Source organism: Nostoc sp., from assembly GCF_036917535.1.
In the GTDB taxonomy this organism is placed as follows: Bacteria; Cyanobacteriota; Cyanobacteriia; order Cyanobacteriales; family Nostocaceae; genus Nostoc.
In genome coordinates this window covers 86510-113194 of record NZ_JBALDA010000026.1, presented here as the reverse complement: position 1 = coordinate 113194, position 26685 = coordinate 86510, and the positions used below count along the sequence as shown (strand labels likewise).

Genomic DNA, 26685 nt, shown 5'->3' with positions numbered 1-26685 from the left:
CGATTTTTCGATTGGTTGACCCTAAATCGTGACCTGTTTGCAGCCTATAAAGCCAGTTTGGGCTACATTTGGGCTTAATTTTTGTTTAAGTCCCGTTTAAAGTATTTGGTAGGGAAAAAGAAAATATCTTACTCGCAGGTCTGTATCCTTGGTATCCAGATGATCGAGAAGATGGAGTTATCAAACATCGTCCACTTAAGAGCACCGATCCGATTGGCAGCCTTGCATGTTTTCTAGCTCGACAACCTAAAGCAGACTTCAGCATAATCCAAGCAGGTCAGTTTCATAAAGAATTTCCCGATCTACTAGATGCTCAGTATCTCTTATTTGCCACTCATCCGCTTCGTGAAATAGAAAATCATCCCTCAGCCAGCACTGATTCTTACTTAACGTTTTACGCTTTCACTAGCAACTTGTCCCAACCTATTAATCTTCAAGGCGCATCAGCTAAAGAAGTCTACCATTTGATTTCCTTATTGGAAGAAAATGCTCTCAAAGCAAGTTCAACCTCTGTAGAAAGTAGTAAGTAGTGTACTTGAGACCGCTAAAAACGCAAGCCAAGAGCTTACAAATTGGCTCAACCAATCTAGAAAGCTTGGAGGGCTTACTAAAAAATCGTATTTTCTCCCAATTCCAGTGGCATTTATTGCAGTAATATAAGTTTTTCTGATTGAAATAATTAAAGCTCCCAAGTTTTAACTGAACTTTGGGAGCTAATAATTTTAAGTTCACCGCGACGCCGTTTTACCTAAGTTTATGACCTGGGTTTATCCAGGTGGGAACCTAAATTCCTCGTTTAAAGTTTCCGGGTACATGCCCGGTCTACTGCCACGAGAACAGTTGACTCCCTTGTCATTAAAGGCATAGATCAAAAAACTTGATGGCAGTCACCAACGTCGTAGTGCAACTCACTCATTATAGCTTTTCAAAAGATGTTGTGTGTTTAATATCGAAACTTTCCGATCTATTTACCTGGGATACCAGATAGATTCTATGGTCTGGGCGATCGCGATCGCCATCTTTCGATTTTGATTGTCCAGCAAAACGGTGACATGTCCTAACTTTCGTCCCGGACGTGATTCTGTCTTTCCATACCAGTGAACCTGCGCCTGGGGAATTTCTGCTATTTGTTGACGCTGGCTTTGGTAGTCACTGTGAGAATTTTCATACCCCAGTAGGTTCACCATTACGGCGCTGGCGCACTGCAAAGCCGGATTTCCCAAAGGTAAACCACAAACGGCTCGAAGATGCTGCTCAAACTGAGAACTTTCACAAGCGTCAAGAGAAAAATGCCCAGAATTGTGTGTACGTGGTGCAATTTCATTTACCAGCACTTTGCCATCAGTCCTGAGAAATAGCTCAATTCCCAAAATTCCCACTACTTCTAGGCTATTTAATAGAGTATGTGCGATCGCTTGGATTTCTTCTATTTGATTAGGCGTAGTCTCGGCTGGCGCAATCACCCGCCGACACACTTGTTCTTCTTGTTGGGTTTCTACCACTGGATAAGTGGCAATTTCTCCCTCCACAGAACGAGCTACAATTATTGCTAGTTCTCTTTCAAATGGGACAAATTCTTCTAACAAGAATAGTGATTGATTTAAAGTCTTTGTTGTGCTTTCATGATTTAGCTTTTGTTTTAAAGTAGCAAAATCGTGAATTATGAAAGTACCTTGACCGTCATAACCATGACGGCGGGATTTGAGGACTACTGGAAAACCTAGATATTCTATTTTTGATTTGAGATTTTCTACTTCGTCAAGGGCAAAAAATTGAGGAACTGGTAATCCTAAGTCGCGTAAATAGCAACGCTGATGATATTTATCTAAAAGAGGAGCTAATGCCTCTAATCTGGGACGGAAACAAACGCCTTGCTGTGCTAAACCAGATAAAGCATTCAGGTTAACAAATTCGTTTTCAAAGGTAATGACATCGCATTTTTGAGCTAATATTTCCGTAGCACTTGCATCATCAACTGGTGCGAAAACAGTTTCTTTGGCGATTGACACGGCCGGGTCGTGTTCACTAGGAGTTTGTACTACTAATTCTACTTCTAGCTTCTGTGCTGCATCCGCCATCATCCAGGCAAGTTGTCCGCCACCAATTACACCAACACGCTTCATTGACATCCTAGAGAATCACGAGTTTGCACGCCTGTTTTGGAATTCACACCACTGGCTTTGGTGCACAGTTCTTTGATTTGCGCTCTATCCAAAATTGCATCTGTAAAATCTGCACCGTCTATATTTACATCATCAAATATGGCACGGAGCAAAAGAGCTTCTTTGAAAACTACATCGCTCAAATCTGCCTTAGTCAAGTTTACCTGATCGACCATTGCATTCGTTAAATCCGCTCCGTGGAGATTTGCTTTTGTCATCACCGAAGCGCTCATGACTGCTCCCCGTAAGTCAGCGTTTGTAAAGTTAGCCAATTCCATATTGGCGTTAGAAAACTCCGCAGCTTGCAAACTCTGTCCAGAAAAATCACGTCTTGATAACTCTGCATTGCTAAATGACAGTGGATGAGTCCAGTCTACTGCCACTGCTGGATCGGCCAGACACCAGATCATAATTCCGAGAAGGAACGCCAACCCCTGCCGCCAAAATATATTGAGAGCCAATTTAGTGTATAATTGCTGCATTTAATTACCGTACTTGAATATTAGCAAGACTGGATCGTACTAATAGAGACTCGCAGCCTTGCTATTGGACTTGGAGAACTTATATTTCCGTTGCTTAATATTTTGTAACGCAAAAAGAGCATAAACTTCTTACTTTAGCAAAATTATCCTTGCTACTTGGGGTAGAGAGTGGCAATCTGCGATCGCACTAAAATTAGAGTAGATATCAGAACAATAATTACTAAATAGCGATACGCAATGACTGAGTATAAATTATTTCTTACATCAAGCAAGCTTTAGCAAAATAGAGACGGGGAGCATAATCTATCGTTCTTAATGAAGATAAAACTTGAAATTTCTAACTCTAAAGGAATAATTTAGCTGAATCAAGTAATGTTTACTATGGCTTATGCTTCTTGACTTATTTACAATTCTTCATTTCTGGATTTAAATTTTTAAGATATAAAAAGTTTTTCTGAGCAGTAATACTCACGGAGTTATTTACAATTCTTGACTTTACTTTTTGCAAGTAAAGTTTGTTGTCTTTTGAATTCAACAGCCCCAATCAACTGTTAGTCTTTTAATTAATGAAAGCAAGGTTTGAACGTAATTAATTGCGTTTCAATTGCTTAACAAAGCTTAAAAGTTCGATAATTAGCGTTAATTTTATAGCGATTAGTTAGTTCTTCAGGAATCTCCCAGAGTTTACATTCACCAAGTACACAACTTCCACAAACCAAACTCCGAAACCCGATGATGAATCATTACTCTCTTCAATGGATTGAGGCATGGTGCCAAGAAAATGGCTGGACAGATTTATTTGTTGAGCGACGTAACAACTTCTGGGCTTTCCCTCCGGGTGGGGTAATGCCAGAGCCAATTCCAGTTCATGTTCTCAGATTGATTAAAGCTGAAAAAGGACTAACTTTGGAAGAACGATTGTGGTCGCTGTCGGCAGTAATTGGCACAATCCTAGCTGTTCTTTTTACCTTTTGGTTACAGTCGCCGATGCCATTAGTTTTAGCTTTCGCTTTTAATGCTGTTACAGTGGCTCAATTTGAACTTGAAGATGCCTAAATTATTATTTTGGGCTTTGCTATTAAAAACTGCTTTTGTCTGCTTTCAGCAAGAGCAGTTTTTAATTTAACAAAAAAGAATTTAGGAGTCAGGAGCCAAAATTCTCCAATTGAATTCTGTGCGACTCGCTACCCCTGCAAAGAAACAAGCTACGCGCTGCGCGAACGTAGAGAACGTCTTGATTCTAAACAAAGGCAAAGCGTCTCAGACTTCACTTTTGAATTGTTCTTTAATGATTTGTATAGCAGCCTTCTAGTACGCCACGGCGTAAATAGCGCAAAGTCGAGCGAGTCGCACAGGAAGGGTTTCTCGACTTGGGCTTTCCTGGCGTTGAGCGGCGGTTACCGCCGTTGGTGCAGCCCGCCGCAGGCATCAGAACTTTGCAAGACGAGCAACCATTTAAAATCCCTAAAAAGCCCATTCCATTATACTTTTGACTTCCGCCTTGTGGTACTAGTCTATTAAGACATAACAATTAGAAATCACTAACATTTAAGAACAGCTAGCAGGTATAGCTATTTTTGCGTGTTTGTTAACGTAGTCTACAAATAATTGCTTCAATCGGGGACTAACACTAACGTGTTCAAAGAATCCAAAGCCGAGATTTCTTGCTTTTGCTAAGGTTTCCTCTGGTGTTAATCCTTCCTGGATAGCGATACTCAACAGCGCAATTCCAGTTGATCGCATCCCGGCGGCACAATGTACAACCGCTGGTTTCGGGATTTGTTCGAGTGTCGTAAGGATTTTAGTAATAACCTCTTCATTCAAATTTTTGAGATCCACCTTGAGTGGAACATTTTGATAACACAGCCCCAATGCTTCCGCTACTTTTTGCTCATCTTTGGAAAATCCTAGTTCATCAGGCGATCGCAAATTGAGAACGGACTTAAAACCTTCTTGAATAGCTTGCTCAAGCTGTTTCGGTATGACTTGTCCTGTTGTTGTCAAGTTTTCGTTAATTTGTATGGCGTTGATCACATTTACTCCTTTTGATTTTCTAATGTCTTCTAGCTTGTCAAATACTTTAATAGAGCAAGCTTTGAGAAGATATTCAAAATAAACACCGCAAAATAAGCCAAATATCACAAGATATTGCTTGATTACTTCAAAATTTGTCTTTTGAAATTGATTATTTTTTTGCTTTATCCATAATATACGGTTTGTCGATAGAATTAGTGTTAATTAGAGTTTTTTATACGTTTTGTTGATAAAATTAATGTAGATTATATTTAAAAGTTATACTATTGGGCAAGTTGCAGGAGCAATTGATCGGAATTTTTGCGAACAAGGGTATCAATAATGACTTTTATAAAACAAGCTCCTTCTCTATCCATTGGAATAGTATTGTTATAATCTGAACGCCAGCACTGAACTATGAGCGCTAAGGAAATATCTCTTCGACCTGCCCAAGAAACAGATGCGTGGGTGCTGAGTGCAATTCATATTGCTGCTATCAAAGCTTTACCTGCAACTTTCTACACCCAAAAAGAACTTTTTGCTTGGCGCAATTACCGCGACAAACCTGATGGTTCAAATATCTTGAAGAGTATGAAAGCGGAATCTTTCTGGGTTGCGATCAAGGGAGATGTTGTTGCCGGTTTTGCTAGTTTCATTGTTGATGAACTCATCGGGCTGTATGTCCATCCTAAATATCAAGGTAAAGGAATTGGCCGTGCTTTAGTTCAACATTTTTGTGACGAAGCAACTGAGCAAGGTATAGATAAGGTAATTACAACTGCTAGCCTTTATGCTGAAGGGTTTTATTTACGACTGGGATTTACTGCCATCCAAAAAGCACCTCATTATTTAAGAAGTGGGATAGTTGTTCCAGTTACTAAAATGAGTAAAACATTAGCTATCGCACCAAAATCAATTTGATAAGATAAATATTTTTAATAACTTTAAATATACTGGGATCAATATTATTTTCCCAAATTACGACCACTTTTTCTACATAATCTATGATGAAAGGAAATACCTTGCTAGCATAAATGCATAAAACCATCCGCTCATCAACTCTCACTCGTACACGTTTGATAGAAGCCGCCTTGCAGGTATTTGCTAGTTTAGGTGTTCAAGGAGCAACTACCCGTGAAATAGCTCGTGTTGCTGGTGTGAATGAGGTGACTTTATTTCGCCACTTTGCTAGCAAAGAACAACTTCTGGGAGCAGTCATGAAAAATGCCTTGGCACTCCAGACAGAAGCCCTTGCACACCCCGAAGCGTGGACACAGGATCTAAAAATTGATTTAAAACAATATGCCCATCTCTACAATACTATGCTAGAGACACAGGAAGACTTAATTCGTACTTTCATTGGAGAAGCCAAACGTCATCCAGAGGCAGCGAAACAAGTGATTCAAGAAGCTGCCAAGCCCTTAGCACAAAAACTGGTAGCTTACCTGCAATCGAGTCAGAAACTAGGCACTGTTAGGGCAGACCTCGATCCAGTTCCGGCTGTTGATATGTTTACAGGAATGCTTTTGGCTGGAATGCTATGCCGCAGTGCAAAATTCAATCAAGGTAGCTATAGCTGTGAGGACTATATCGAAACCTGTGTAGATATTTTTGTGCGCGGTATCAGTGCCATTCCTCTCTAAGTTGTCAATGCAACTATAAGCTATAAGCCAAATTAGATAATTTATGGCAACATTTGTGATTCGGAGTTGATAATCTATTAAGGCTAAAAAGGTAAGTTATTTCTGCGGGACTCCTAGTATAGCTATTCCCTCTTGAATAGCTTTGGCGATCGCTACTGCATAAAATTTATGTTCAATTTATATAAATACCAGCCTATTTCCCAAAATAAAGATATATGAAAATTTTGAAAGGTAAGGTCGTCAGTGGTTTAGGAAACTTTTCTTACTGGATTGAGAAACTCCAGGAATATTACTTGAGAAAAACGGGAATGAAATTCTTTCCTGGAACTTTAAATATTCAGTTAGAGCGACCTTACCATCTCCCAAAAAATGTCATGCGTTTAGAAAAAGAAGAATATGGGGGGACTGTTTCTGTTAGCATTATTCCCTGCCAGATATTTGGCAGAGATGCTTTCATCTTAAGAACAGACAAAAACAATACTGAGAGTGGAGATCATCCAAAAACAATTATTGAGATAGCTTGCGATGTGAAACTTCGGGAGCTATATAACCTTCAAGATAATGATTTGATTGAAGTTGAGATTCACAATGTCAGATTTCTCTGAATTAAACAATCTGCTTGCAGATGAAGCGTTAATCTATTACGCGAGTGGTTGAGAGCAAGAGCGGTTATCAAAAGGTGCAGGTTTGCTGGAATTAGCCCGAAGCCAATAACTTATTAGCCGCTACCTACCGCCTCCTGCCTTATCCCAACGACAAATATTTATGCTCACCTACTTAACTAAATTCTTAACGAACAGCTTTCAAAGTATTGTAAAGTAGCTTGTAGCGGTTAAACCCTGCTTCATATAAAGGATTTGCCTGCGGCTGTACTACATTACTATCCTGCGGTAAAATCTGGAGTGCGGTTTCTAAATTGGGGTAAACACCAATCCCCACCATTGCCAAAATAGCTGCTCCGTAAGCGGCTCCTTCCTCGGCTTTGGGGGCAATGAGTTTTGTTTGCAAAATATCTGCCAAAATTTGTAACCAGATGTGAGAACGTGCGCCTCCACCCGTTGCTAAAAGTTGATCGATGGGAGCGATCGCACTAATTACCTCCAATGCTGACCGCAAGCTAAATGCAACCCCCTCCAACACAGCACGAGTTATATCTGCTGGTGTATGAGTTAATGACAAATTCACGAAAGCACCACGAGTATCTGGATCGAGGTGGGGACTACGTTCTCCTGCAAGGTGGGGTAGAAATAGAATACCACGCGCACCAGGCTGCGATCGCTCTGCCATATCCATCAAATCGGTGTAGGATATATGCGGGGCAAATGTATCTCGATACCAACGCAGAGAACCACCAGCCGCCAGCGTTACTCCCAGCAGGTGATAGCCACCATCCACATGACAGAACAAATGCACTCGACCTTCGGGATCGGGAATTGGGCGATGTCTACGACGGGCGTAGCTGCGGCACGGTGCAAAGATAACTCCTGATGTGCCGATACTCAAACTACCCCGGTTGAGGTTACTTGATGAAATGCCCAAACCGATGGCTGCTGCGGCATTATCACCTCCGCCTGCAACCACAGGTAATCCCACAGGTAATCCCACACGGGCGGCTATTTCAGATTTTAGCCGTCCAGCGATCGCGGTAGATTCAATGACTGGGGGGAACAACGCTGGATTGATATCAAGAGCATGGAGAATATCTCTATCCCATTGCCGATTCGCTAAGTTCAGACAGCCGACACCAGAGGCATCAGATGGTTCTGTAAATATTTCGCCAGTTAGCACATATCCCAGATAATCTTTTGGTAAAAGAATCTGCCACAACCGAGTGTATGCTTGTGGTTCTTCAGTCCGCAACCATAGAAGCTTCGGCAGTTGAAAGCCTGTAATTGCCGGATTTCCAGTGCGCTGGATTAACTCCTGACGGGGAATAGTGGCTTCAATCTCTACAACAGCTTTACCTGTGCGCTGGTCATTCCACAAAATTGCCGGTCTAATCGCTTTGCCTTGGGCGTCGAGAGAAACCATGCCATGCATTTGTCCAGATAAACCGAGGGCAATCGCTCGGTATCCGTTTAGCTGTTGAGTAACATCGAACAGAGCATTTAAACTTGCTTCCACCCAATCCGATGAGTTCTGTTCTGTCCAACCAGGTTGTGGAGTTAACAGAGGATAGCTTCTGGTTGCTTGAGCAATAATTTGCCCTAGCAGGTCAACTGCGATCGCCCGTACTCCTCCTGTACCCAAGTCTAAACCAACTACGATATCGGTCAATTTTGTCCCTCCTATTCCTGCTGCGTTGGTCGGATCAAAATTTCATTTACGTTGACGTGAGGCGGTTGGGTAACGGCATAAGCGATCGCCACCTGTGCGCCTTCTTCTGCAAGAGCGATCGTTGTCGCCGCCCCAATTCCCGAAGATGCACCTGTAACAATTGCCACCTTTGCATCTAATTTGCCTGCTATCATTTCCTCCTGATAATTTTCTGATACTTGATGATTGAACTCACTCTCTAGTAACTGTAGCCCATCACTATCAGCTTCAACCGAGCACCACTGACTGCACTTTCTTTCAGTAGCTTTCTGATGGTTCGATACCTGTGAGAGGACAGAGACATCCTCTTCATAAATTTGTGCTTTTGTCCGTAAGTCCAAGGCGGAAAATAAAACTTCCGCCTTGGAAATTTGCAGCTTTCATCTAGTTAAGCTTTCTCTAAAAATCGGGTTAATGTTTCTTTAGCTCCAAACTCATACAATTTACGTAAATGGTTCGTAACTGCATCGGCAAAAGGCGATTGCGATAAATCGCCAAAAATCTCAGTCAGGTCGAGCAATGGTTTGGCATCGGAACCACTAGAATGAGCTAGTTGAGTTAAAGTACCTGCTATTGGGTCATCAATGGGAATGGCGTTACCTAAGTCATCAAGTCCATTCAGGTAACGGAACCAAGCAGCAACGGTTAAGCTCATGTAATCAATCGCCACATTTTTGCGTAGTGCGTCACGGACTGAGCCTAAAACAAATTTTGGCATTTTGGCGGAGCTATTGAGGCAAAGACGCGGCAGTTGGTCGCGAATTTTAGGATTAGCAAAGCGTTCAATTAAGGTTTTTTTGTAATCGTCCAAATCAATCCCCGGTACAGGTTGGAGTGTGGGCGTAACTTCTGCCATTAAATTATCGACGGCTTGTCGGATCAATGGATCTGCCATTACCTCATGAACGTAGGTGTAGCCTACTAAAGTGCCAAGATAACCAATCAACAAATGACTAGCGTTCAAGAGCCGGATTTTCATCATTTCATAGGGATGAACATCATTAGTCATCTGCACGCCAACAGATTCCCAATCAGGTCTACCCGCACAGAAATTGTCTTCGACTACCCACTGAAGAAACGGTTCGGCAACAACTGGAAAAGCATCATCAATATTAAACTGTTCCGCTACCATTTTGATATCTGCTGGAGTGGTAGCGGGAGTAATGCGATCAACCATGCAGTTAGGAAAGGCTACTTGTTCGGCTACCCAACTTCCCAATTCTGGATTTTGCATTTCGGCAAATGCGGTCAACATTTTTCTGGCAATGTTACCGTTACCTTGCAGATTGTCACAGGACAATACGGTAAACGGTGCTAGTCCCTGTTGACGGCGGCGATCAAGGGCTGCTGTCAAAAAGCCATATACTCCAATTGGCTCATCGGGATGTTGCAAATCGTACTGAATTGTTTGGTGATTGGCATCAAATTCACCGCTACCTTCAATATAGTAGTAGCCGCCTTCAGTAATGGTGAGGGTGACGATGCGGCATTTGGGGTCTGCTAAGGTGTCAATTACTGCTTGGCAGTTATCTGGGGCAAACAAATATTTTGTAATTGCTCCAATCACACGAGCGTGATCGCCTTCTAGCGACCTTTCCACTAAGGTATACAAACAATCTTGTGAACTCAGTGCATCCCGCATTCGTTTGTCATATTCCAGTAGCCCCACCCCGCAGATTCCCCAATCACTACCGGAATGCTGATGAAAGTAATTATCGAGATATAAAGCCTGATGTGCGCGATGGAACCCACCTACACCGATATGGACGATACCATTAGTGATTTGATGGCGATCATATTTGGGTACGCGAACGTTATTGCCTAAATGAGACAGAGATGTTTCATTCAGCTTGATTGCTGATCCTGTGCTGATATTGCTGTTCATGGGATTCATTCTGGGTTAAGTGGTGACGATGAACTTTGGGAATGGCTTCACCGTCGCCATCGAACAAATGGCAAAGCTCACCGTTAATGGAAATCGGAACGTAATCATGCATTTTAGCCGGATTATCTCCGTCTGTTTGTACAACTATGGTTTCGCCACCCGCAATCTTGATATAGAGATAGGTTTCTCCACCTAATCGTTCTACAACTACTACTTCACCATTCATGCTTGGGTTATTGCGATCAAGCCGTAGATGTTCGGGACGAATCCCTAATGTTGCTTTATCCCCAACTGACAAAGTTTTGGGCTTCACCGGAATCATTAAGGTTGCGTCACCAGGAAGTCTGACCGTTGCACCAGAGTCATTGACGGCTGACACCGTGACTGAGATAAAGTTCATTTTCGGTGAACCAATAAATCCGGCGACGAATAGATTGCGGGGATAGTGGTATAATTCCAGGGGAGAACCCATTTGTTCAATAATGCCTCCCTGCAACACCACAATTTTGTCGGCAAGGGTCATTGCCTCAACTTGATCGTGGGTAACATAAATCATCGTAGCTTGTAAACTGTCATGTAAACTGGCAAGCTCAATTCGCATCTGTACCCGCAAAGCAGCATCCAGGTTAGATAGTGGCTCATCAAATAAAAATACTTTGGGATTACGCACCAAAGCACGACCAATCGCTACCCGTTGGCGTTGTCCTCCTGATAGTTCTTTGGGCTTACGGTTTAAAAGCGGCTCTAATTGCAAGATACGAGCGACTTCCCGCGCCCTTTCATACCGCTGGGCTTTGGGCATACCCGCAAGTCGGAGGCTAAAGGCCATATTTTCCGCCACTGTCATGTGAGGATATAAGGCATAAGTTTGGAAGACCATTGCTAAACCGCGTTTATCGGGTGGCACATCATTGACTTTTTGTCCATCAATGAGTAAATCGCCAGAGGAAATTTCTTCTAGTCCAGCAATCATGCGGAGTAAGGTTGATTTTCCACAGCCAGAGGGGCCGACGAAAACGACAAATTCGCGATCGCCCACGTCAAGATCAATGCCTTTGATGATCTCTGTGTCAGCGTATGTTTTATGGATATTTCTTAAAGCTACTGTTGACATATAAATGTTTCCTAAGTTTTTGATCACGCACAGACGCAGAGAAGCCAGTGCGTTGGGCGGGTTCCCCGACTTGAAGCAACTGGCGCGAAGCACAGAGAAGAATAAAAGTGTGTACTTTCTGCGTTCAGTTATTTCACGGCACCAAAAGTCAGACCCCGGACTAATTGCCGTTGACTTAGCCAACCAAAGATGAGGATGGGTGCGATCGCCAGTGTTGATGCTGCCGAAAGTTTTGCCCAGAATAATCCTTGAGGACTAGAAAATGAAGCAATAAAGGCTGTAAGGGGCGCGGCATCTGCGGTTGTCAAGTTCAAGCTCCAAAATGCTTCGTTCCATGACAAAATAATTGAGAGTAATGCAGTGGATGCAATTCCGGGCAGTGCCAATGGTAGCAATACATAAATGAGTTCTTGCTGTGTGGTTGCTCCATCCATGCGATCGGCTTCGAGAATTTCTTTCGGAACTTCTTTGAAGAAGCTGTAAATCATCCAGACGACGATTGGCAAATTAATCAGAGTATAAATGATAATCAAACCGATGTGAGTATCCAGTAATCCAGCGTTGCGACACAAAATGTAAATAGGAACTAGCACGCCAACGGGTGGCAGCATTTTAGTGGACAGCATCCAGAGTAAAGTGCCCTTGGTGCGTTTGGTTGGAAAGAACGCCATTGCGTAGGCGGCGGGTACGCCAAGGAGTAACGCGACTATAGTCGATCCCAGGGAAATCGCCACGCTGTTAAACGCATAATTGAAATAATTTGCCCGGTCTTGGATAGCAATATAGTTCTCGAATGTCGGACGGAAAAACAACTGCGGGGGAGTTGAAACTGCTGCTACTTCAGTTTTGAAACTGGTGAGAAACATCCAGAAAATCGGGAAAAACAAGATGCAAGCGGCAAGCCAGCCGAGCAATGTCCATAGCCAAATCTGAGAATTTTTACGTGCCATAAAGCTAATTTGTAATTTGTAATTAGAAAAGTTAGCTTCAGAAACTTGGCATTAGGTATCCAAATTACGAGCAACACTCCGCATCAAAAAGATTGCCACGATGTTGGCAAGAATGACGGCAATTAATCCACCAGCTGAAGCACCGCCGACATCGAATTCCAGCAAGGCTTTTAAGAAGATGTAATAGGCAAGATTAGTGGTTGCAAGTCCCGGCCCGCCGCCTGTGGTGACAAATATTTCCGCAAAGATGGTCAAAAAGAAAATTGTCTCAATCATCGCAACCACAGAAATGGCGCGGCTCAAATGGGGCAGCATAACGAAACGAAATAGAGCGATCGCATTTGCACCATCCATCCGCGCTGCTTCTAACTGATCGCGATCAAGCGACTGAATTGCAGTCAACAAAATTAGTAAAGCAAAGGGCAGCCATTCCCAGGAAACAATAATAATAATTGCAAGTAAGGGAACGCTGGCAAACCAATCAATCGCCCCCAAACCTAAACCTTTAGTAATTTGAGCAAACAGCCCATTCACTGGATGCATTAGCATATTTTTCCAGATTAGGGCGCTAACTGTGGGCATAACAAAAAATGGTGAGATTGCCAGGACCCGCGCTACTCCACGACCATAAAAATCTTGGTCAAATAGTACTGCTAAGAGTGTGCCCAGACCAATTGTGATTGCTAAAACAGAAACAACTAAAACTATTGTGATGGCGATTGATGTCCATAAAGCTGAGTCACTGAGAATGAAAGTGAAATTTTCAATCCCAATGAATTTGCGTGCATTTGGATTCAGTAGATTATACCGCTGAAAGGAAAACCATACAGTCATCACCAGAGGCACAATCATCCACAGCAGCAGGACAACAACCGAAGGTGCAACCAGAGGTAAGGTTGACACTTGCCGCGCAGTCCGTTGTCTTGCGGGTGGTGGCGTTTTGTGTTGAGGTTTTACCGCTAATGAAGAAGACATAAGCAATTCAAAATTCAAAATTCAAAATAAAAAACGCAGAATTAATAGATATCCTCGCTGCTGACTGTATGCAAGTTAGATGTGGAACGGCCGAGAATTACTCGATATAACCTGTGTGTTTCATAAAGCGTTCGGTGAATTTCTGCGATCGCTGCAACGCTTGGTCTACCGATGTCCGATTCGTCAGTGCTGCTGCCAAGGTTTGCCCGACTGAAGTACCGATCGCCTGAAATTCTGGAATATCAACATATTGAACTCCCTTATAAGGAGTTGGTTGTGCAGATGGACGGGTAGCATCAGCAGATTGGATCGCTGCTAGTACGATTTCAGCAAAGGGTGCAGCTTTTCGATAGTTGGGATTCTGATATGTGGAAGTCCGAGTCCCTGGTGGCACAGCAACCCAGCCATTTTCTTTTGCAACTAGTTGGATGTATTCTTTAGAGGTTGCCCAAGCAACAAACTTTTGCGCGGCTTCTGGCGATTTGGATGTTTTTGGAACTGCTAATGCCCAAGCCCAAAGCCAATTTGAGCCGTTGGGGTATTTTTCAATTGGCGCACGAGCAAAGCCAACTTTGTCATAAACTTGAGATTCTTTCGGATTGGATAACAGCCCCGCAGCAACGGTTGCATCTACCCACATCCCGCATTTACCTGTGGAGAATAATGCTAGATTTTCATTAAATCCATTGGAACTAGCTCCTGGGGGCCCATATTTGTTGAGCAAATCAACATAAAAGGCGATCGCCTCTTTCCAAGCTGGAGTATTAATCGTTGGTTGCCATTTCATATCAAACCACCGTCCACCATAGGTATTAACCAATGTGGAAACAAATGCCATGTTTTCACCCCAACCTGGTTTCCCGCGCAGGCAAACACCATAAACCCCATGCGCTGGGTCGTGGATTTTGCTTGCCCATTCTCTCATTTGGGGATAAGTTGGCTGTTGAGTCACCGTAATCCCGGCTTTTTCAAACAAATCTTTTCGGTAGTACAGCATGGAACTTTCCCCATAAAATGGCACGGCATAGAGTTTGCCGTTATTGGAAAGCCCTTCTCGTATGGGTTTGAGTAGATCGTTTACGTCATAGTTTGCACCTAAATCTAAAGGCTTCAACCAATCCCTTCTAGCCCAGATTGGTGTTTCATAGGAACCAATAGTCATGACATCAAACTGCCCACCTTTGCTTGCAACATCTGTAGTTGTGCGTTGGCGTAACACATTTTCTTCCAGCACAACCCACTGGAGTTGAATATCAGGATTAGCTGACTCAAATTTATGAGAAAGCCCTTGCATCACCACCATGTCGCCATTATTAACTGTGGCGATCGTTAGTCTAGTTTTCTGGGGGGCTTGGGAGCGCGGTGAGCAAGCATATATTAATTGCGCCAGCATCACTCCAGCCAGAAATGCAGCTAGCACTTTAGCGAAGCGGCGAATACGCATTGCATAACTCCTTTAAAGTAAAAAACTGAACAAAATAAATTTTTGATTTTATGCTCTAATTTTGGGCAAAAGCTCAATAATAGAAATCATACCAATCTGATTTCCATCACGGTCATTTGCAACAATTCTTCAATAAGAGGTTGAATCTATGACGGCAAAAGCAACTTATCAGTTTGCAGGTAAGACGATCCTAATTACGGGTGGTGCGGGAGATATTGGCAAGGCAACTGCACACCGTTTTGCTGCGAATGGTGCAGGAATAGCTCTGCTAGATTTGAATGAACCGAAAATGGCAGATGTGGCTGGGGAACTAAAAGGTTACGACGTTCCAGTTGGCACGTTTCGCTGTGATGTTACAGCTAGTGATGATGTTGTCAAAGCTTTTAGTGGCGTTGTCAAGCAGTTTGGGCGGATCGACTATGTATTTAATAATGCGGGTTATCAAGGATTGTTTGCCAAGACTGACGAATATCCTGAAGACGACTTTCAAAAGGTGATCGACATTAACGTTGTCGGCGTTTTCCACATTCTCAAGGCGGCTGCACAACAATTACGCGATGCAGGTGGAGGCGCGATTGTCAACATGGCGAGTTATGCAGGGGTGGTTGGGCCGCCAAATATGTTGGCTTATGCCGCTTCTAAGTTTGCGGTGATTGGTATTACTCAGACAGCAGCAAAAGACTTGGCTCCCTATGGCATTCGGGTAAATGCCCTCTCCCCGGCGTTGATCGGCCCTGGTTTTATGTGGACGCGGCAAACACAATTGCAAGCAGCAGTGGGGTCACAATACTTTGATGCCGATCCCAAGGTGGTTGAGCAACAGATGATCGATTCAGTAGCGATGCGCCGTTTGGGAAGCCTAGAAGAGGTGGCGAATGGGGTAGCATTTCTGATGAGCGAAGAGGCAAGCTATATTACTGGGTTTAACTTGGAAGTCACTGGAGGGTTATAGAAATTTAAAGATAATTGAGCAAAAATTCTATATTTAGGCAGATATGTAAAATAAATCATTCCTTTGGTAGGTACATAGTTTTTGCAGGTAGTATATGGGACAACCTTTTTTGGATCGGTGCGATGCCAGCAAAGCTGGCTTGCCCTTTCGGTCTCGCAAATTAGACCTGGCTGCTCATGCTGCTTGGCTCTATTACATCGCCGGCAATACACAAGAAGAAATTGCTGCCAAGCTCAATGTGTCCCGGCAAGCTGCACAACGCTTAGTGGCACTGGCAGTCAGTGAAAAATTGATTAAATTTCGACTCGATCATCCCCTGAGTGAATGCATTGCTCTGGCTGAGTCGTTACGCGATCGCTTTGCTCTGTCACTTTGTGAAGTAGTACCAACTGACGCAGGTACTGGCGATACATTATATGGAATTGGAGTATGTGCTGCCACTCACCTAGAGGCTTATCTGATGGCTAAAACTCCAAACATACTAGCGTTGTCATCAGGTCGCACATTGCGAACAATGGTAGAGCAGATCCCCTCAATGAACCAACCCCAGCATAAGATTGTGTCAATTATTGGCAATATGTCCCACTCTGGGCGTGCAGGTCGTCACGAAGTAGTTATACATTTATCCGATCGCGTCGGTTCCCAAGCTTACCCAGTGCCGACTCCGGTTGTTGCCACTAGCATTGAAGAACGAGAACTATTGCAGACTCAGCGATCGTTTATCGCCGTCAAAACTCTTGCAGAGCAAGCCAAAGCAACCTTTGTCGGAATTAGTCACATTGCCTGGAATGCTCCGTTACATCAAGATGGCTTCATCAATGACGATGAGGTAGCTGAATTGATTGAACTGGGTGCAGTAGGAGAAATTGCAGGTTGGGCTTACAGCGATCATGGAGTATTACTACAACAGGGGACAAACAGTCGGGTTGCCAGTGTCGCTCTTGAACAACCGGCTCATCGACTGATTATTGGTGTGGCAGGCGGTGTGAGAAAAGCAGAGGCGATTTTGGCTGCTCTGCATGGCAAGTTAATTACAGGATTAATTACCGACGAAGCTGCCGCCCAAGCGATTCTTTCTCAGATGAAAGTAAGTACTAAGTGAGATAATTTATGCTAAGTGTTGAGTTACACATTATTTTATTGTTCTTGTCCTGTTGGTCGGATGAGGATTTCGTTGACATTAACACGCGGTGGTTGCGTAAGGGCGTAAACGATCGCAGCTGCAATATCTTCGCTTTGCAGAGGTTGAATTGAATTGCGTCGTTCTTGAATCCGTTGTTTGGCAACGGGATCGGTAATTTGGTTATCAATTTCCGTATCCACCAAACCAGGTTCGATTATTGTGACGCGGATGTTGTCTTTATGGACTTCTTGGCGCAGTGCTTCCGAGAGGGCATTAACACCCCATTTGGTAGCATTGTAAACACCGATGCCCGCCCGCGCTGTCCGGCCTGCCACTGAGGAGATATTGACTATATGCCCCGATTTTTGCGCTTTCAACAGAGGTAAAACAGCATGAGTAGCATATAAAAGTCCCAATACGTTGAGGTCAAACGATCGCCGCCAGTCTGAGCTATTTCCAGCTTCAATAGTTCCTAATAAGGCAATCCCGGCATTATTCACAAGGATATCGACTCTTCCCAATTCTGCATTGACCTTTGCCACCAAGTTATTTACCTGAGTTTCATCAGTTACATCAGTGACAATAGGCAATGCCTTGCCACCACTAGCTTCAATGCGTTCTGCTAATGCCTGAATGCGATCGCCACGCCTAGCAGCAAGTACTACTGTTGCTTTTTCTGCTGCCAAAGCGATCGCAGTTGCTTCTCCAATTCCGGCTGATGCACCAGTGATAATTGCTACTTTTCCTTCTAATTTACCTGTCATTTATTTAACTCCTTAATAATTGATAATTAGCCAAACAGGGCATGGAGAACAGACAAGGTAGACAAAAAAGAGGGGGAAGACAAGAGAGAAATTTGTTCAATAATTCCCCTTAGTCCCCTTATCCCCCTTGTCCTCCTTGTCTCCCCTGCCCCTCACCTCTTACCGATCCTCAAAACAGATGCAACTGCTGCCCCACACAGTATTAGAGCTGCAAAGCGAAAAGTTCCTTGAAACCCGGCAACGATCGCATCAGGAGGGGCAATAGAGACATCTGCACCCGCAGACATACTAGCGATTAAGGCTCCAAATACTGCTCCAATTAGAGAAACTCCTACGGTGTTCCCTAAGGTACGTGACAAAGACAACAGCCCAGAAGCAATCCCTAGCCGCTCCCTCGGTACCGATCCCATAACAGTGCTGTTGTTGGGCGATTGAAATAAACCTAGACCAATGCCGTAAATAAAATAGCGCGATACATAGCCTAGCTCAGTAATTTGAGCATCAAAGGTGCTAATCCCCAGACAGCCGCCAATCATCAACCCCAGCCCAATTGAACTGATTAGTCGAGCGCCAAAGCGGTCTGAAAGTATTCCAGCTAATGGAGCAATTAACCCACTCAGTACAGGCGATACGGCTAGTAATAGCCCTACTTTTGCTGTCGGATAATGCTTGACGCTCTCTAGAAAGAAAGGGACGATCAGTAGCGAACCGCCAATAACAATGAATGCTAACCAGCCACTTAGCAAACCCATACTCAACTGAAGATTGCGAAACAGCTTTAGCTCTAGTAATGGCTGCTTTAGAATTGCTTCAACTACCAAAAAAGTCGTGAAACTCACGGTGGCGATCGCTAATAATACTAATGCATTAGTACTGCTAAAGCCCTGACTTTGCCCTAGCGTCATACCTAAACCAAAACTACCCAGAGTCAATAAAGCCAATATGGCTCCCAAAAAGTCAAATTTCTGTTTGCCCTGAATGCTTGCAGAAGGTGGCACCACGCGAGCTATTAAGAAACTAGCGATAATCCCCAAGGGTACATTGATGAAGAATATACTATGCCAGCCTGACCAGCTTAAAAGCAATCCGCCAGCAGAAGGGCCAAAAGCAATTCCTAGTGACACTACACTACCGATGATGCCAACAGCCCGACCTCGTTCAAAAGAGGGAAAAACTTCTGTGATAATTGCTAAACTAAGCCCAGAAATAAACACAGCACCTAGTCCTTGAAGTGCCCGAAAGGCGATTAACCACTCAATACTAGATGCAAAACCACACAACAGCGAACTGAAAGTGAATAGAACAAGTCCCCCCTGGTATAAGGACTTCTTGCCCCACATATCCCCCAAGCGAGTTGCTCCCAACACTAAACCGGAACTGACCAACTGGTAACTCAATACAGCCCATTGGGTGGTAGGAAAACTGGTGTTAAAGGCTTGCACCAATGTGGGCAAAGCAACATTAATGATGCCTACATCCAGGGTAGACATGAACACCCCAAGTCCAACACCGAGTAAGACCCAATTTTTTTTAGAGCCTGATAAAGCCAGAGGTTCTGCTTGGAATTGTGCCAATGTTTAGCCTCCGCCTTTAACTTTACGGTTGTGAATAGTTTGCATACGTATATTCATTGTAGGGTGCTATCCTCGCTACCAAGTTCAGGAAACTAAATTGGAGATTTTGTTGAGTGCGATCGCAGCAAACGCTTGGTCAAGCAAAAATTCTCTAGATGAATGAAAAATTCAGGTTTATTCAGGTATCTACTTTTCAATCGGCAAGATTGGCTTTTTTACTTGTCATACATTTGGTAAAGTACTTAAGTACTCTTATCTGCAAATAAGTACCTTTTTGTACAAGTAATGACTCAAAAAGCTGCTTTATCTCAATATTTTCAGCATAAAGTTGAAAATGTGTATATTATTATTTGAGAATAATCGGTCAAAAAATAGCGATCGTATTATTCGCGTTAGACCAATTCTGTATAAAGATGTGTAGAAATAACCCCACCACCTGCGGCACTTTTGCCAGTTCGGGAAGGTTGAAAGAGGTGGAAATGATGTGCAGCTTCACAGAGAATTGGCTTTACTCAGTAAATCAAAGAGCAAAATAATTTATTACAATGGATAATTTTGGGATTTACACACTTGCGAACGATGTGGTATTTGACCAACTAGTAGCTTTGCTAAATAGTATTGAGGTGAATGTTAGTCCAGATATTCCGATTTGTATTATTCCCTATGATGACCGCTTAAAACGAGTTAAACAGGAGATAGGTTCTCGACCTAATGTTACCCTGTTTGACGATAAAAGCTCGATCAAAAAATGGGAGGATTTTGCCATTCAAGTTTGGAACGCTTATCCCAGAAATAGCCGAAAAAATAAAAATTCTATCGAATGGAACAAAAAAAATAATTTAATCAGAAAAATGTGTGCTTTTGATGGTGAGTTTGAAAAATTTATATTTTATGATGCTGATAGTTTGGCAATGAATAAACTAGACAAGGTTTTAGAAAAACTAGACCAATACGACTTTGTATTTGATGACTGGGAACACACAAAACAAACTTCAATTGCAGCTTTCGACTTGCCGAAGTTAGAACAAAAAATGTCTTTGCCTGAATCTGAAATCAGACGAGAAATACACTGTTCTAGTTTTTTTGCTTCAAAAAAGGGTATTTTAGACATTGAAGAATTAAAAACACTCAAAAAGCGATTGATAGAAGATAAAGAAGTCGAATGGATTAACGAAATCGCTTGGTGGTGTGACGCAGATTTATTTAGTTACATGACTTTCAGAATTGCTCGACCACTATTTAACTTTACACTCAGTCCCAATGGTGAAGATAGAACTGGTAACTGTGCTAATGCAAATCCATTTGTGAACATTGATAATGTTCTTTACAACGAACAAGGATTAAAACCAATTCATCGCCTTCACTATATGGGCTATTCTGCTATTGGATTTGCCCGCTTGTGTAAAGGTGAAGATGTTGATATCCGTTACAGAAATGAATTTTTACACTATCGCTTTCTGAAGCAACCAGAGCAAAAACCGAAGCAATTAAAGCCACCCACAATAGCGGCTAGAAGCAATCGATTTATCAAAAAACTTTGGAATAAAATTAATCAAACTATCTCCTACACTTAGCTTTTACCCCGCCTTGCTCATTATGCGTTTAGTTTGTGAGCAATGTTCACTCTCATATTCCAAAAATGCCTAAAGTTAGTGTTTCCATTCCCACTTTTAATCGAGTTAATTTACTACCTTTCGCAATTGACAGTGTACTCAATCAGTCTGAGCAAGACTTTGAGCTAATTATTTGTGATGATGGTTCTAGTGATGGTACGCCTGAGTTGATGTCACAGTATACAGACAACCGGATTAAATATATCCGTCATCAGCAAAATATTGGTAAAAGTAATAATATGCGCTCTGGGTTTGATGCTGCCAGTGGTGAATATTTTATTAAATTTGATGATGACGATCGGCTAACACCCGATTTTCTCGCAAGTACAGCAGCTATTCTTGCTGAAGACTCTAGCATTGATTTTGTTGGTACAGACCATTGGATAATTGATATTAACAATGTCCGGGATGAGGCAAAAACTCAAGAAAATTCTCAGCGTTGGGGTAGGAAGAATTTACCAGTAGGTGTTGTAAATAATTTGTTGGAAGTTGTATTTATTCAGCAAAGCTTTCAAGTTGGGGCGACATTATTTCGCCGTAAAACCTTGCAAGAATTAGGATATATGCAGCCAAATCTGCAAAATTGTGAGGATAATGATTTATTTGTGCGTCTAGCTTTGGCTGGAAAAAAGGGCTATTACTTACCAGAATTATTGATGGAATATCGCTCTCATGCAGAGCAGCAAGGTATCAATCGGGCCATTCCTTATTTATTTGATAAAATCCAGTATTTAGAAAGTTATAAGTTTGAGTCTGAAAAATTAGAGACAATTAGGAAAAATCGTTTAACTGAAACGCAATTGTTATTAGGTTTGCGTTTAATTGAAAAGGGTGAAACGCAAAAAGGTAGAGAGCTAGTTTTAGCGGGACAGTCTTTTTCGATTCCTAAAGCTTGGACTGGTTTAGGTTTATCGTTGTTACCAGTTGGGTGGCGAGGTAAGGTGTTTAATGCACTCCGACAGATGCAGGGTTAGAAATTGACATATTGTGCAACTTACTTTTCACGTAATCTAGAAAAGCTATGTATGTTAAGTTGAGCAATGAAACCCAACATTGAGCGTTAATTGTTGGGTTTCACTTCTTTCAACCCAACCTACAATTATCTTGGTGGCTCATGGCTCACACAAAGACGTAGAGAAGAGCTATGCAAGTTTTTACACCGCGAATAACTTATTTAAATAACTGCTAACTTCTTGACCACTCATCAATAATAGTCAAAATTGTTTTATCGCCCAACTTTATTGTTCTATCACCCAAGCTTTTAACAGATTTTATTACATCGCGGTAATCTTCAAACTTTTGCTTCGGTTTCTTACGTCGAGCATCAAATATGCCCTTTGCAAGTTTTTCTGCACCAGGAATCCTAGAGCGTTGCAACTTTATAGATAACTCGTCTTTATCTAAAGTATTCAATAAACTAAGTGGATTACTCTGTTCGCTCTTTTGGGGAATCAGGTTTTCAAGTTGCTTGAACTGACTATCTATTCTCTGTCTTTCTTGTAAAAATTCTGACTTAAACTCATTAAGTTGCTTCTCAAGACGTAATTCTAAATTTGCTAGACGTGGTTCTAATTTTATTGTATCAGGCTGTGGTGGTGTTATTTTACCAGAAGAATCAATTCCTTTGAGAGATGTAACTTGCTTTATTACTAAATCCTCTAATTTTGGAGCAATGACAAAAGCATTAACCATTTCACCTTGTCGAGGATTTTTTTCTCTTGCCCTAACAGCAGCATAATATTCAAAATGTCCATCAATTACCGTATAGCTCTCTACTCCTGTCACTTTCACAACTAATGGTCTGACAATTCCTCCAGTTTCTATAATTATATCTGCAAGATTTTCTAAATCAGCTTCTGCAAAATTTGAACGAGGTTCATTAGAAGCAATACTTTTGACATCTACTAAAGAAAAATTAATCATTAATAAACCCCCATTTTTTTGATAACTTCATCTGCTAATACATGAAATTCTTCAGCAGAAACTTGAGCAGAAGTTTTAAATTCAGCAAATTTAATAATAGATTTAGGGTCAGGATATTCTAAATCTCCAACTGGAATAGTCTGATTCATACATTCTGATAACGCTGTTCTATCATAAATTACAGTTTCCATAAGTGGCAGTTGATAGCGCTCTGAAATTACTTCTCTCTGTTTTGGAAAATTGTATTGTAAAAATTTAGCATTTGTTGAGATTTTAGAAGCAAGAACACCCATTATATTAATAGGCGGTTTACCCATCATTTCCCTAGATTCATTAATTTGATTAAGAAAATTTTTGACCGTTGGTAAACCTTGGTTAGCAAATGGTTTCAAATCGGATGGGATTATCAAATAATCACTAGCAATCAGTGCAACTTCAGCATACAAATCTCTAGAAGGAGGAGTATCAATAATTACAATATCATAGTTATTTTCTACCCTTTTTAGTTTTGTTACTAGCCTGCTCCTACTAGCTAATATTTTATTCAGTTTATCCTGATATTCAATTAATGTAATATGTGAAGGAATAACATCAATTTCTGGATTGTTGAAAAAATCAGATGTACGCACTACTTCTGGAATAAAATTAAAATCTCCTGATTCTAATAAATGGTATACATTTAACTCTCTTAAATTATCATCTTCTTCAAATTGAAATTTGATTAATCCTGTAGCAAAAGTAGTATTTGCCTGGGAATCTATATCAACTAAAAGTACATTTTTACCTTTTTTACGTAATGCTGCTGCAAGATTGACTGCAACAGTAGTCTTACCAACGCCGCCTTTGTTGTGGTAGATTGCAATCGTTTTCATTAAATGTTGCCTTTTTATTTCAAAAATTAAATTATTTTCAGTTATTTGGACTTCTGGCTTATCTACTAGCTGTTCTTCTTTCAGACTCTCTCTACCAATTAAACTTTTAATTTTATCTAACTTTATCTCAACTTCCTTTCCAGAACATTGAAATACTAGTTGAATATCATATTGCAATTTTTGATAAATTCTAATCTCTTTGCTATTAGTCAACAATCCATACCTAACATTCAAGCTAGTTAAATAATGCCTGAGTCGGAGGACATGATTATTTAAGTTTTGTTTGGGATGCTTGGCCTCCATAACGACACTCAGCGGTGAGTTGGCATCTAAAACAAAGGGAATCACTTGTGCGGCAAATGCTAAGAAATCTAAGCGGATGCTACCAACGGCAACTTCTTGATGCCAGGTGTCAGGAGTATAACCTAGCTGCGGTAGCAAATATTGCACTATAAGTTTGCTTTCAACTTCGCTTTCGTTACGGCACAGCTCAGGATTAAAAGGCAATATTTTTTTACCTCTAAATAATTATTGGACTTGGGACAAAACCTGATATTTGCTCGATTATGCCATAGCCTTAATTATATTGAGTGATATAAATCACTTATAAAATATAAAAAATTATCATAAAATTAGTACTTCTGCTGATAAAGTAACCAATTTTGAAAGCTAACCATATTTAAAATTAACAGGCTACATATAATAGTTGGCTTAGGTTTTCTTGGGTAAGCTAGCTTTGGAGTTTAGTGGTGTGAACGCCTGTTCTGAACTGCGCTCAGATTGGTCAAAAGCTAGTTTTTTGAGCGTTTATAGCTCTTTATTAGCCATTTGGGTTTGCTGCTGCGATAAGGAACAGAAGATACTGATTGCATCTTGGGAGTGCGATCGCGTGAGTCTGTATGCTGGGTTTGAAAGCGCCATTTTTACTACATTAGAGAATATGTTGCACTCTTGATGATATGCTTCATTCTACAGACAGATGGTATTGGATTGAAACAAGTAATTTAACTAAGTGCTTAACCGTACTTATCTGACTGCTGAAACACTCTTAGCATAAAGGAGCGAATATGAGGTGTGTTGCTGTCAGGAGCGATCGCAGTAATCTAGTAAACCAAGGTTGTGATGCCGGAGTTTGCTTAAATGTTGCAACTAACATCAGTTTTTGTCACAAAATGGAATCCATCCACAGGCTCATATTTCAATGAGCAATCAACGCTTTCGCAGCGCAGAACAGTTTTTAAATTCTCTCTTTTAGCAGTCGGAATCTAAATCCAAATTAGGTGTACTGATAATAATAAAATAATACCAAAGGAGGAATTTTCAATGCCTCAGACTCAAAACCAAGGAAAACCAACAGATAGTCAGCCGACCTAAACGATCCACAGCGTATAGAGTTGAGTGCAATGTATTAAGCCAGAGATTTTTTAAAGATGAGTTAATTTGAGGTAAAACCGCGCTTCAGATGAAAGATGAATCTAATCATAAACAAAATAATTAGACATAGAAAAAATTTCCGGCGGCAAAGTTAGAGTTCGTAGGCTTTCTTAATCCCTTGGTTTGAGAAGAAAAAATTATGCAGCACATACATTTAGCTAATTAACATTTTGTTTCATGCTAAAAGGCGATCGTCTACTTAAATACCTAAACTGTTTACTCACAAATCCAGTATTAGTTATCGTACTAATGCTCACAGCATTGACGAGTGGTTGTCAAAAAAACGATCCGGCAGCGAATGCTCAAGGCCCGCCACCATTGCCGGTGAAACTTCAGAAAATTGACGCAGGCACAATCCAAGAAAGTTCTGTGTTTGTCGGCTCGTTGGAAGCGCTGCAAAAAGTCACGCTACAGCCCCAAACTCAGGGACGAATCGAATCGATTCTGGTGTCGAGTGGTCAGCAAGTGCAGCAAGGTACACAGATCGCATCCTTGAGTTTAGATCAGACTCAGGCTAATGTCGCCAGTTCCATCGCTGCGGCTAGTTCAGCGCAAGCAGCTTTATTGACGGCTCAAGCACAACTTCAACAAGCCGAAGCCCAGCGAACTAAAGCAGCCGCCAATGTTCAGCTGCAACGGACACAATTCAATCGTAACCAACAGTTAGTCAACGAAGGAGCCATAGCCAAACAAGAGTTAGACATTGCCAGAAATAATTTACAAGCGGCGATCGCAGACTTGCAAGCCGCAAATAAACAAGTTGCTGCATCAGGTGCAGCCATTCGGCAAGCACAGGCAAATGTACGCCAAGCCCGAGCCAGCACGGCTGCCTCACAAGTCAACCTTAATTTCAAACGAGTGGTAGCACCGATTACTGGCGTAGTCGGTTATTTTCCAGTGAAAGTGGGAGATTATGTCAACACTGGACAAACCATTACCACGCTGACGCAAAACGATTCGCTGGATCTTAATCTTTCTGTACCCTCAAATCGATTGAATCAACTGCGAACCGGATTACCCGTTCAATTGCTCGATCCTACTACGCAGCGACTGATTGGCACAGGCGCGGTCAACTTCATTTCTCCCTCAGTCAGTTCCGATCAGCAGTCAATTTTGAGCAAGGCACGCTTTCGGAATTCACAAGGGCGATTGCGCGATGGGCAATACGTTAAAGCTCGGGTGATTTGGAATCAACAACCAGGTATCTTAATTCCCACCGCCGCAATTTATCGCAATGCCGGACAAAATTTTGTGTATGTCACCGAAAACAAAACCGTAAACGGCAAACAGCAGCAAGTTGTGCATCAGCGTTTAGTGCGCCTTGGTGACATTCAAGGCACAAACTATCAAGTCCTCTCAGGACTTAAATCTGGCGAAACGATCGTGACTGCTGGCATTCTCAAACTTAGAGAAGGCGCACCAATTCAACCGCAATCCTAAATCCAG

The 26685-nt window shown here is 41.9% G+C and carries 25 protein-coding genes and 1 other RNA gene; 10 read left to right on the top strand and 16 right to left on the bottom strand.

Annotation, left to right across the window (positions count from 1 at the left end; genetic code table 11):
- Positions 1-724: 724 nt before the first annotated feature.
- From ssrS to V7K56_RS08985, 3 genes are all read right to left on the bottom strand, one after another.
- Positions 725-908: non-coding RNA, 6S RNA (gene ssrS / locus V7K56_RS08995), on the bottom strand.
- Between the two features lie 60 nt (positions 909-968).
- Positions 969-2123, bottom strand: a complete 1155-nt coding sequence (locus tag V7K56_RS08990) for a 5-(carboxyamino)imidazole ribonucleotide synthase (RefSeq protein WP_334909628.1) — start codon at positions 2121-2123, stop codon at positions 969-971.
- Positions 2120-2572, bottom strand: a complete 453-nt coding sequence (locus V7K56_RS08985) for a pentapeptide repeat-containing protein (RefSeq protein ID WP_442939964.1) — start codon at positions 2570-2572, stop codon at positions 2120-2122. Before V7K56_RS08985 ends, V7K56_RS08990 begins: the two co-directional genes overlap by 4 nt.
- 804 nt (positions 2573-3376) lie before the next feature.
- On the opposite strand from V7K56_RS08985, the gene V7K56_RS08980 reads away from it, so the two are divergent.
- A complete protein-coding gene (locus V7K56_RS08980) occupies positions 3377-3700 on the top strand; it encodes a hypothetical protein (protein ID WP_334909626.1) in 324 nt (107 codons plus the stop codon).
- 229 nt (positions 3701-3929) lie between these two features.
- Here V7K56_RS08980 and V7K56_RS08975 read toward each other — a convergent pair whose 3' ends face one another.
- Both V7K56_RS08975 and V7K56_RS08970 read right to left on the bottom strand, forming a co-directional pair.
- Positions 3930-4073: a hypothetical protein gene (locus V7K56_RS08975; RefSeq protein WP_334909624.1), complete on the bottom strand. Its 144-nt coding sequence runs from the start codon at positions 4071-4073 to the stop codon at positions 3930-3932.
- Between the two features lie 119 nt (positions 4074-4192).
- Complete coding sequence (locus V7K56_RS08970) at positions 4193-4678, bottom strand: beta-lactamase hydrolase domain-containing protein (RefSeq protein ID WP_334909622.1); 486 nt, start codon at positions 4676-4678, stop codon at positions 4193-4195.
- A gap of 396 nt (positions 4679-5074) precedes the next feature.
- Here V7K56_RS08970 and V7K56_RS08965 point away from each other — a divergent pair, with 396 nt between their 5' ends.
- The 3 genes from V7K56_RS08965 (at position 5075) to V7K56_RS08955 (ending at position 6905) form a co-directional block, all read left to right on the top strand.
- Positions 5075-5578: a GNAT family N-acetyltransferase gene (locus tag V7K56_RS08965; RefSeq protein WP_334909620.1), complete on the top strand. Its 504-nt coding sequence runs from the start codon at positions 5075-5077 to the stop codon at positions 5576-5578.
- A gap of 113 nt (positions 5579-5691) precedes the next feature.
- Positions 5692-6300 carry a TetR/AcrR family transcriptional regulator gene (locus V7K56_RS08960; protein WP_334909618.1) on the top strand — a complete coding sequence of 203 codons (609 nt, stop codon included), beginning with the start codon at positions 5692-5694 and terminating at the stop codon, positions 6298-6300.
- A 215-nt stretch (positions 6301-6515) separates the two neighbouring features.
- Positions 6516-6905 carry a DUF120 domain-containing protein gene (locus tag V7K56_RS08955; protein WP_334909616.1) on the top strand — a complete coding sequence of 130 codons (390 nt, stop codon included), beginning with the start codon at positions 6516-6518 and terminating at the stop codon, positions 6903-6905.
- A gap of 184 nt (positions 6906-7089) precedes the next feature.
- Here the strand turns inward: V7K56_RS08955 and xylB are convergent, their stop codons facing one another.
- From xylB to V7K56_RS08920, 7 genes are all read right to left on the bottom strand, one after another.
- Entirely contained in the window at positions 7090-8577 is a 1488-nt protein-coding gene (gene xylB, locus V7K56_RS08950) for a xylulokinase (protein WP_334909614.1), read from the bottom strand.
- An 11-nt stretch (positions 8578-8588) separates the two neighbouring features.
- The gene (locus V7K56_RS37020; RefSeq protein WP_442939963.1) at positions 8589-8957 is read right to left on the bottom strand and encodes an SDR family NAD(P)-dependent oxidoreductase; all 369 of its coding nucleotides are present in this window, start codon (positions 8955-8957) and stop codon (positions 8589-8591) included.
- A 47-nt stretch (positions 8958-9004) separates the two neighbouring features.
- Complete coding sequence (locus V7K56_RS08940) at positions 9005-10501, bottom strand: mannitol dehydrogenase family protein (RefSeq protein ID WP_334909612.1); 1497 nt, start codon at positions 10499-10501, stop codon at positions 9005-9007.
- Positions 10458-11615 (bottom strand): ABC transporter ATP-binding protein, encoded by a 1158-nt coding sequence (locus tag V7K56_RS08935; RefSeq protein ID WP_334909610.1) that lies wholly within the window; start codon positions 11613-11615, stop codon positions 10458-10460. The genes V7K56_RS08940 and V7K56_RS08935 overlap by 44 nt, the downstream gene beginning before the upstream one ends.
- A gap of 128 nt (positions 11616-11743) precedes the next feature.
- Positions 11744-12565, bottom strand: coding sequence for a carbohydrate ABC transporter permease (locus V7K56_RS08930; protein ID WP_334909608.1), 822 nt, complete (start codon positions 12563-12565; stop codon positions 11744-11746).
- Positions 12566-12616: 51 nt separating this feature from the next.
- Positions 12617-13540, bottom strand: a complete 924-nt coding sequence (locus tag V7K56_RS08925; RefSeq protein WP_334909606.1) for a carbohydrate ABC transporter permease — start codon at positions 13538-13540, stop codon at positions 12617-12619.
- 97 nt (positions 13541-13637) lie between these two features.
- Positions 13638-14984 (bottom strand): ABC transporter substrate-binding protein, encoded by a 1347-nt coding sequence (locus V7K56_RS08920; RefSeq protein WP_334909604.1) that lies wholly within the window; start codon positions 14982-14984, stop codon positions 13638-13640.
- 148 nt (positions 14985-15132) lie between these two features.
- Here V7K56_RS08920 and V7K56_RS08915 point away from each other — a divergent pair, with 148 nt between their 5' ends.
- Complete coding sequence (locus V7K56_RS08915) at positions 15133-15936, top strand: SDR family NAD(P)-dependent oxidoreductase (protein ID WP_334909602.1); 804 nt, start codon at positions 15133-15135, stop codon at positions 15934-15936.
- Positions 15937-16030: 94 nt separating this feature from the next.
- Complete coding sequence (locus V7K56_RS08910; RefSeq protein ID WP_334909600.1) at positions 16031-17038, top strand: sugar-binding transcriptional regulator; 1008 nt, start codon at positions 16031-16033, stop codon at positions 17036-17038.
- 35 nt (positions 17039-17073) lie between these two features.
- On the opposite strand, the gene V7K56_RS08905 is transcribed toward V7K56_RS08910, so the two are convergent.
- Complete coding sequence (locus V7K56_RS08905) at positions 17074-17823, bottom strand: SDR family NAD(P)-dependent oxidoreductase (RefSeq protein WP_334909598.1); 750 nt, start codon at positions 17821-17823, stop codon at positions 17074-17076.
- Positions 17824-17975: 152 nt separating this feature from the next.
- Positions 17976-19397, bottom strand: a complete 1422-nt coding sequence (locus V7K56_RS08900) for a DHA2 family efflux MFS transporter permease subunit (RefSeq protein WP_334909596.1) — start codon at positions 19395-19397, stop codon at positions 17976-17978.
- A gap of 545 nt (positions 19398-19942) precedes the next feature.
- On the opposite strand from V7K56_RS08900, the gene V7K56_RS08895 reads away from it, so the two are divergent.
- Positions 19943-20971, top strand: a complete 1029-nt coding sequence (locus tag V7K56_RS08895) for an Npun_R2821/Npun_R2822 family protein (protein WP_334909594.1) — start codon at positions 19943-19945, stop codon at positions 20969-20971.
- A gap of 65 nt (positions 20972-21036) precedes the next feature.
- Complete coding sequence (locus V7K56_RS08890; protein ID WP_334909592.1) at positions 21037-21984, top strand: glycosyltransferase family 2 protein; 948 nt, start codon at positions 21037-21039, stop codon at positions 21982-21984.
- 211 nt (positions 21985-22195) lie between these two features.
- On the opposite strand, the gene V7K56_RS08885 is transcribed toward V7K56_RS08890, so the two are convergent.
- Both V7K56_RS08885 and V7K56_RS08880 read right to left on the bottom strand, forming a co-directional pair.
- Entirely contained in the window at positions 22196-22933 is a 738-nt protein-coding gene (locus V7K56_RS08885; RefSeq protein WP_334909590.1) for a ParB N-terminal domain-containing protein, read from the bottom strand.
- Positions 22933-24312, bottom strand: coding sequence for an AAA family ATPase (locus tag V7K56_RS08880; RefSeq protein ID WP_334909588.1), 1380 nt, complete (start codon positions 24310-24312; stop codon positions 22933-22935). Before V7K56_RS08880 ends, V7K56_RS08885 begins: the two co-directional genes overlap by 1 nt.
- A gap of 244 nt (positions 24313-24556) precedes the next feature.
- On the opposite strand from V7K56_RS08880, the gene V7K56_RS08875 reads away from it, so the two are divergent.
- Both V7K56_RS08875 and V7K56_RS08870 read left to right on the top strand, forming a co-directional pair.
- Positions 24557-24760, top strand: a complete 204-nt coding sequence (locus V7K56_RS08875) for a hypothetical protein (protein ID WP_334909586.1) — start codon at positions 24557-24559, stop codon at positions 24758-24760.
- A gap of 728 nt (positions 24761-25488) precedes the next feature.
- Positions 25489-26679 carry an efflux RND transporter periplasmic adaptor subunit gene (locus tag V7K56_RS08870; protein ID WP_334909584.1) on the top strand — a complete coding sequence of 397 codons (1191 nt, stop codon included), beginning with the start codon at positions 25489-25491 and terminating at the stop codon, positions 26677-26679.
- The last annotated feature ends 6 nt before the right edge of the window (positions 26680-26685 follow it).

Bases quoted from the DNA above. Each gene is read 5' to 3' on its own strand.
- V7K56_RS08990 (WP_334909628.1), bottom strand. From the start codon at position 2,123: ATGAAGCGTGTTGGTGTAATTGGTGGCGGACAACTTGCCTGGATGATG.
- V7K56_RS08960 (WP_334909618.1), top strand. From the start codon at position 5,692: ATGCATAAAACCATCCGCTCATCAACTCTCACTCGTACACGTTTGATA.
- V7K56_RS08885 (WP_334909590.1), bottom strand. From the start codon at position 22,933: ATGATTAATTTTTCTTTAGTAGATGTCAAAAGTATTGCTTCTAATGAA.
- V7K56_RS08915 (WP_334909602.1), top strand. From the start codon at position 15,133: ATGACGGCAAAAGCAACTTATCAGTTTGCAGGTAAGACGATCCTAATT.
- V7K56_RS08980 (WP_334909626.1), top strand. From the start codon at position 3,377: ATGATGAATCATTACTCTCTTCAATGGATTGAGGCATGGTGCCAAGAA.
- V7K56_RS08890 (WP_334909592.1), top strand. From the start codon at position 21,037: ATGCCTAAAGTTAGTGTTTCCATTCCCACTTTTAATCGAGTTAATTTA.
- V7K56_RS08905 (WP_334909598.1), bottom strand. From the start codon at position 17,823: ATGACAGGTAAATTAGAAGGAAAAGTAGCAATTATCACTGGTGCATCA.
- V7K56_RS08910 (WP_334909600.1), top strand. From the start codon at position 16,031: ATGGGACAACCTTTTTTGGATCGGTGCGATGCCAGCAAAGCTGGCTTG.
- V7K56_RS08925 (WP_334909606.1), bottom strand. From the start codon at position 13,540: ATGTCTTCTTCATTAGCGGTAAAACCTCAACACAAAACGCCACCACCC.
- V7K56_RS08935 (WP_334909610.1), bottom strand. From the start codon at position 11,615: ATGTCAACAGTAGCTTTAAGAAATATCCATAAAACATACGCTGACACA.
- V7K56_RS08975 (WP_334909624.1), bottom strand. From the start codon at position 4,073: ATGCCTGCGGCGGGCTGCACCAACGGCGGTAACCGCCGCTCAACGCCA.
- V7K56_RS08870 (WP_334909584.1), top strand. From the start codon at position 25,489: ATGCTCACAGCATTGACGAGTGGTTGTCAAAAAAACGATCCGGCAGCG.
- V7K56_RS08895 (WP_334909594.1), top strand. From the start codon at position 19,943: ATGGATAATTTTGGGATTTACACACTTGCGAACGATGTGGTATTTGAC.
- V7K56_RS08985 (WP_442939964.1), bottom strand. From the start codon at position 2,572: ATGATCTGGTGTCTGGCCGATCCAGCAGTGGCAGTAGACTGGACTCAT.
- V7K56_RS08955 (WP_334909616.1), top strand. From the start codon at position 6,516: ATGAAAATTTTGAAAGGTAAGGTCGTCAGTGGTTTAGGAAACTTTTCT.
- V7K56_RS08930 (WP_334909608.1), bottom strand. From the start codon at position 12,565: ATGGCACGTAAAAATTCTCAGATTTGGCTATGGACATTGCTCGGCTGG.
- V7K56_RS08965 (WP_334909620.1), top strand. From the start codon at position 5,075: ATGAGCGCTAAGGAAATATCTCTTCGACCTGCCCAAGAAACAGATGCG.
- V7K56_RS08940 (WP_334909612.1), bottom strand. From the start codon at position 10,501: ATGAACAGCAATATCAGCACAGGATCAGCAATCAAGCTGAATGAAACA.
- V7K56_RS08920 (WP_334909604.1), bottom strand. From the start codon at position 14,984: ATGCGTATTCGCCGCTTCGCTAAAGTGCTAGCTGCATTTCTGGCTGGA.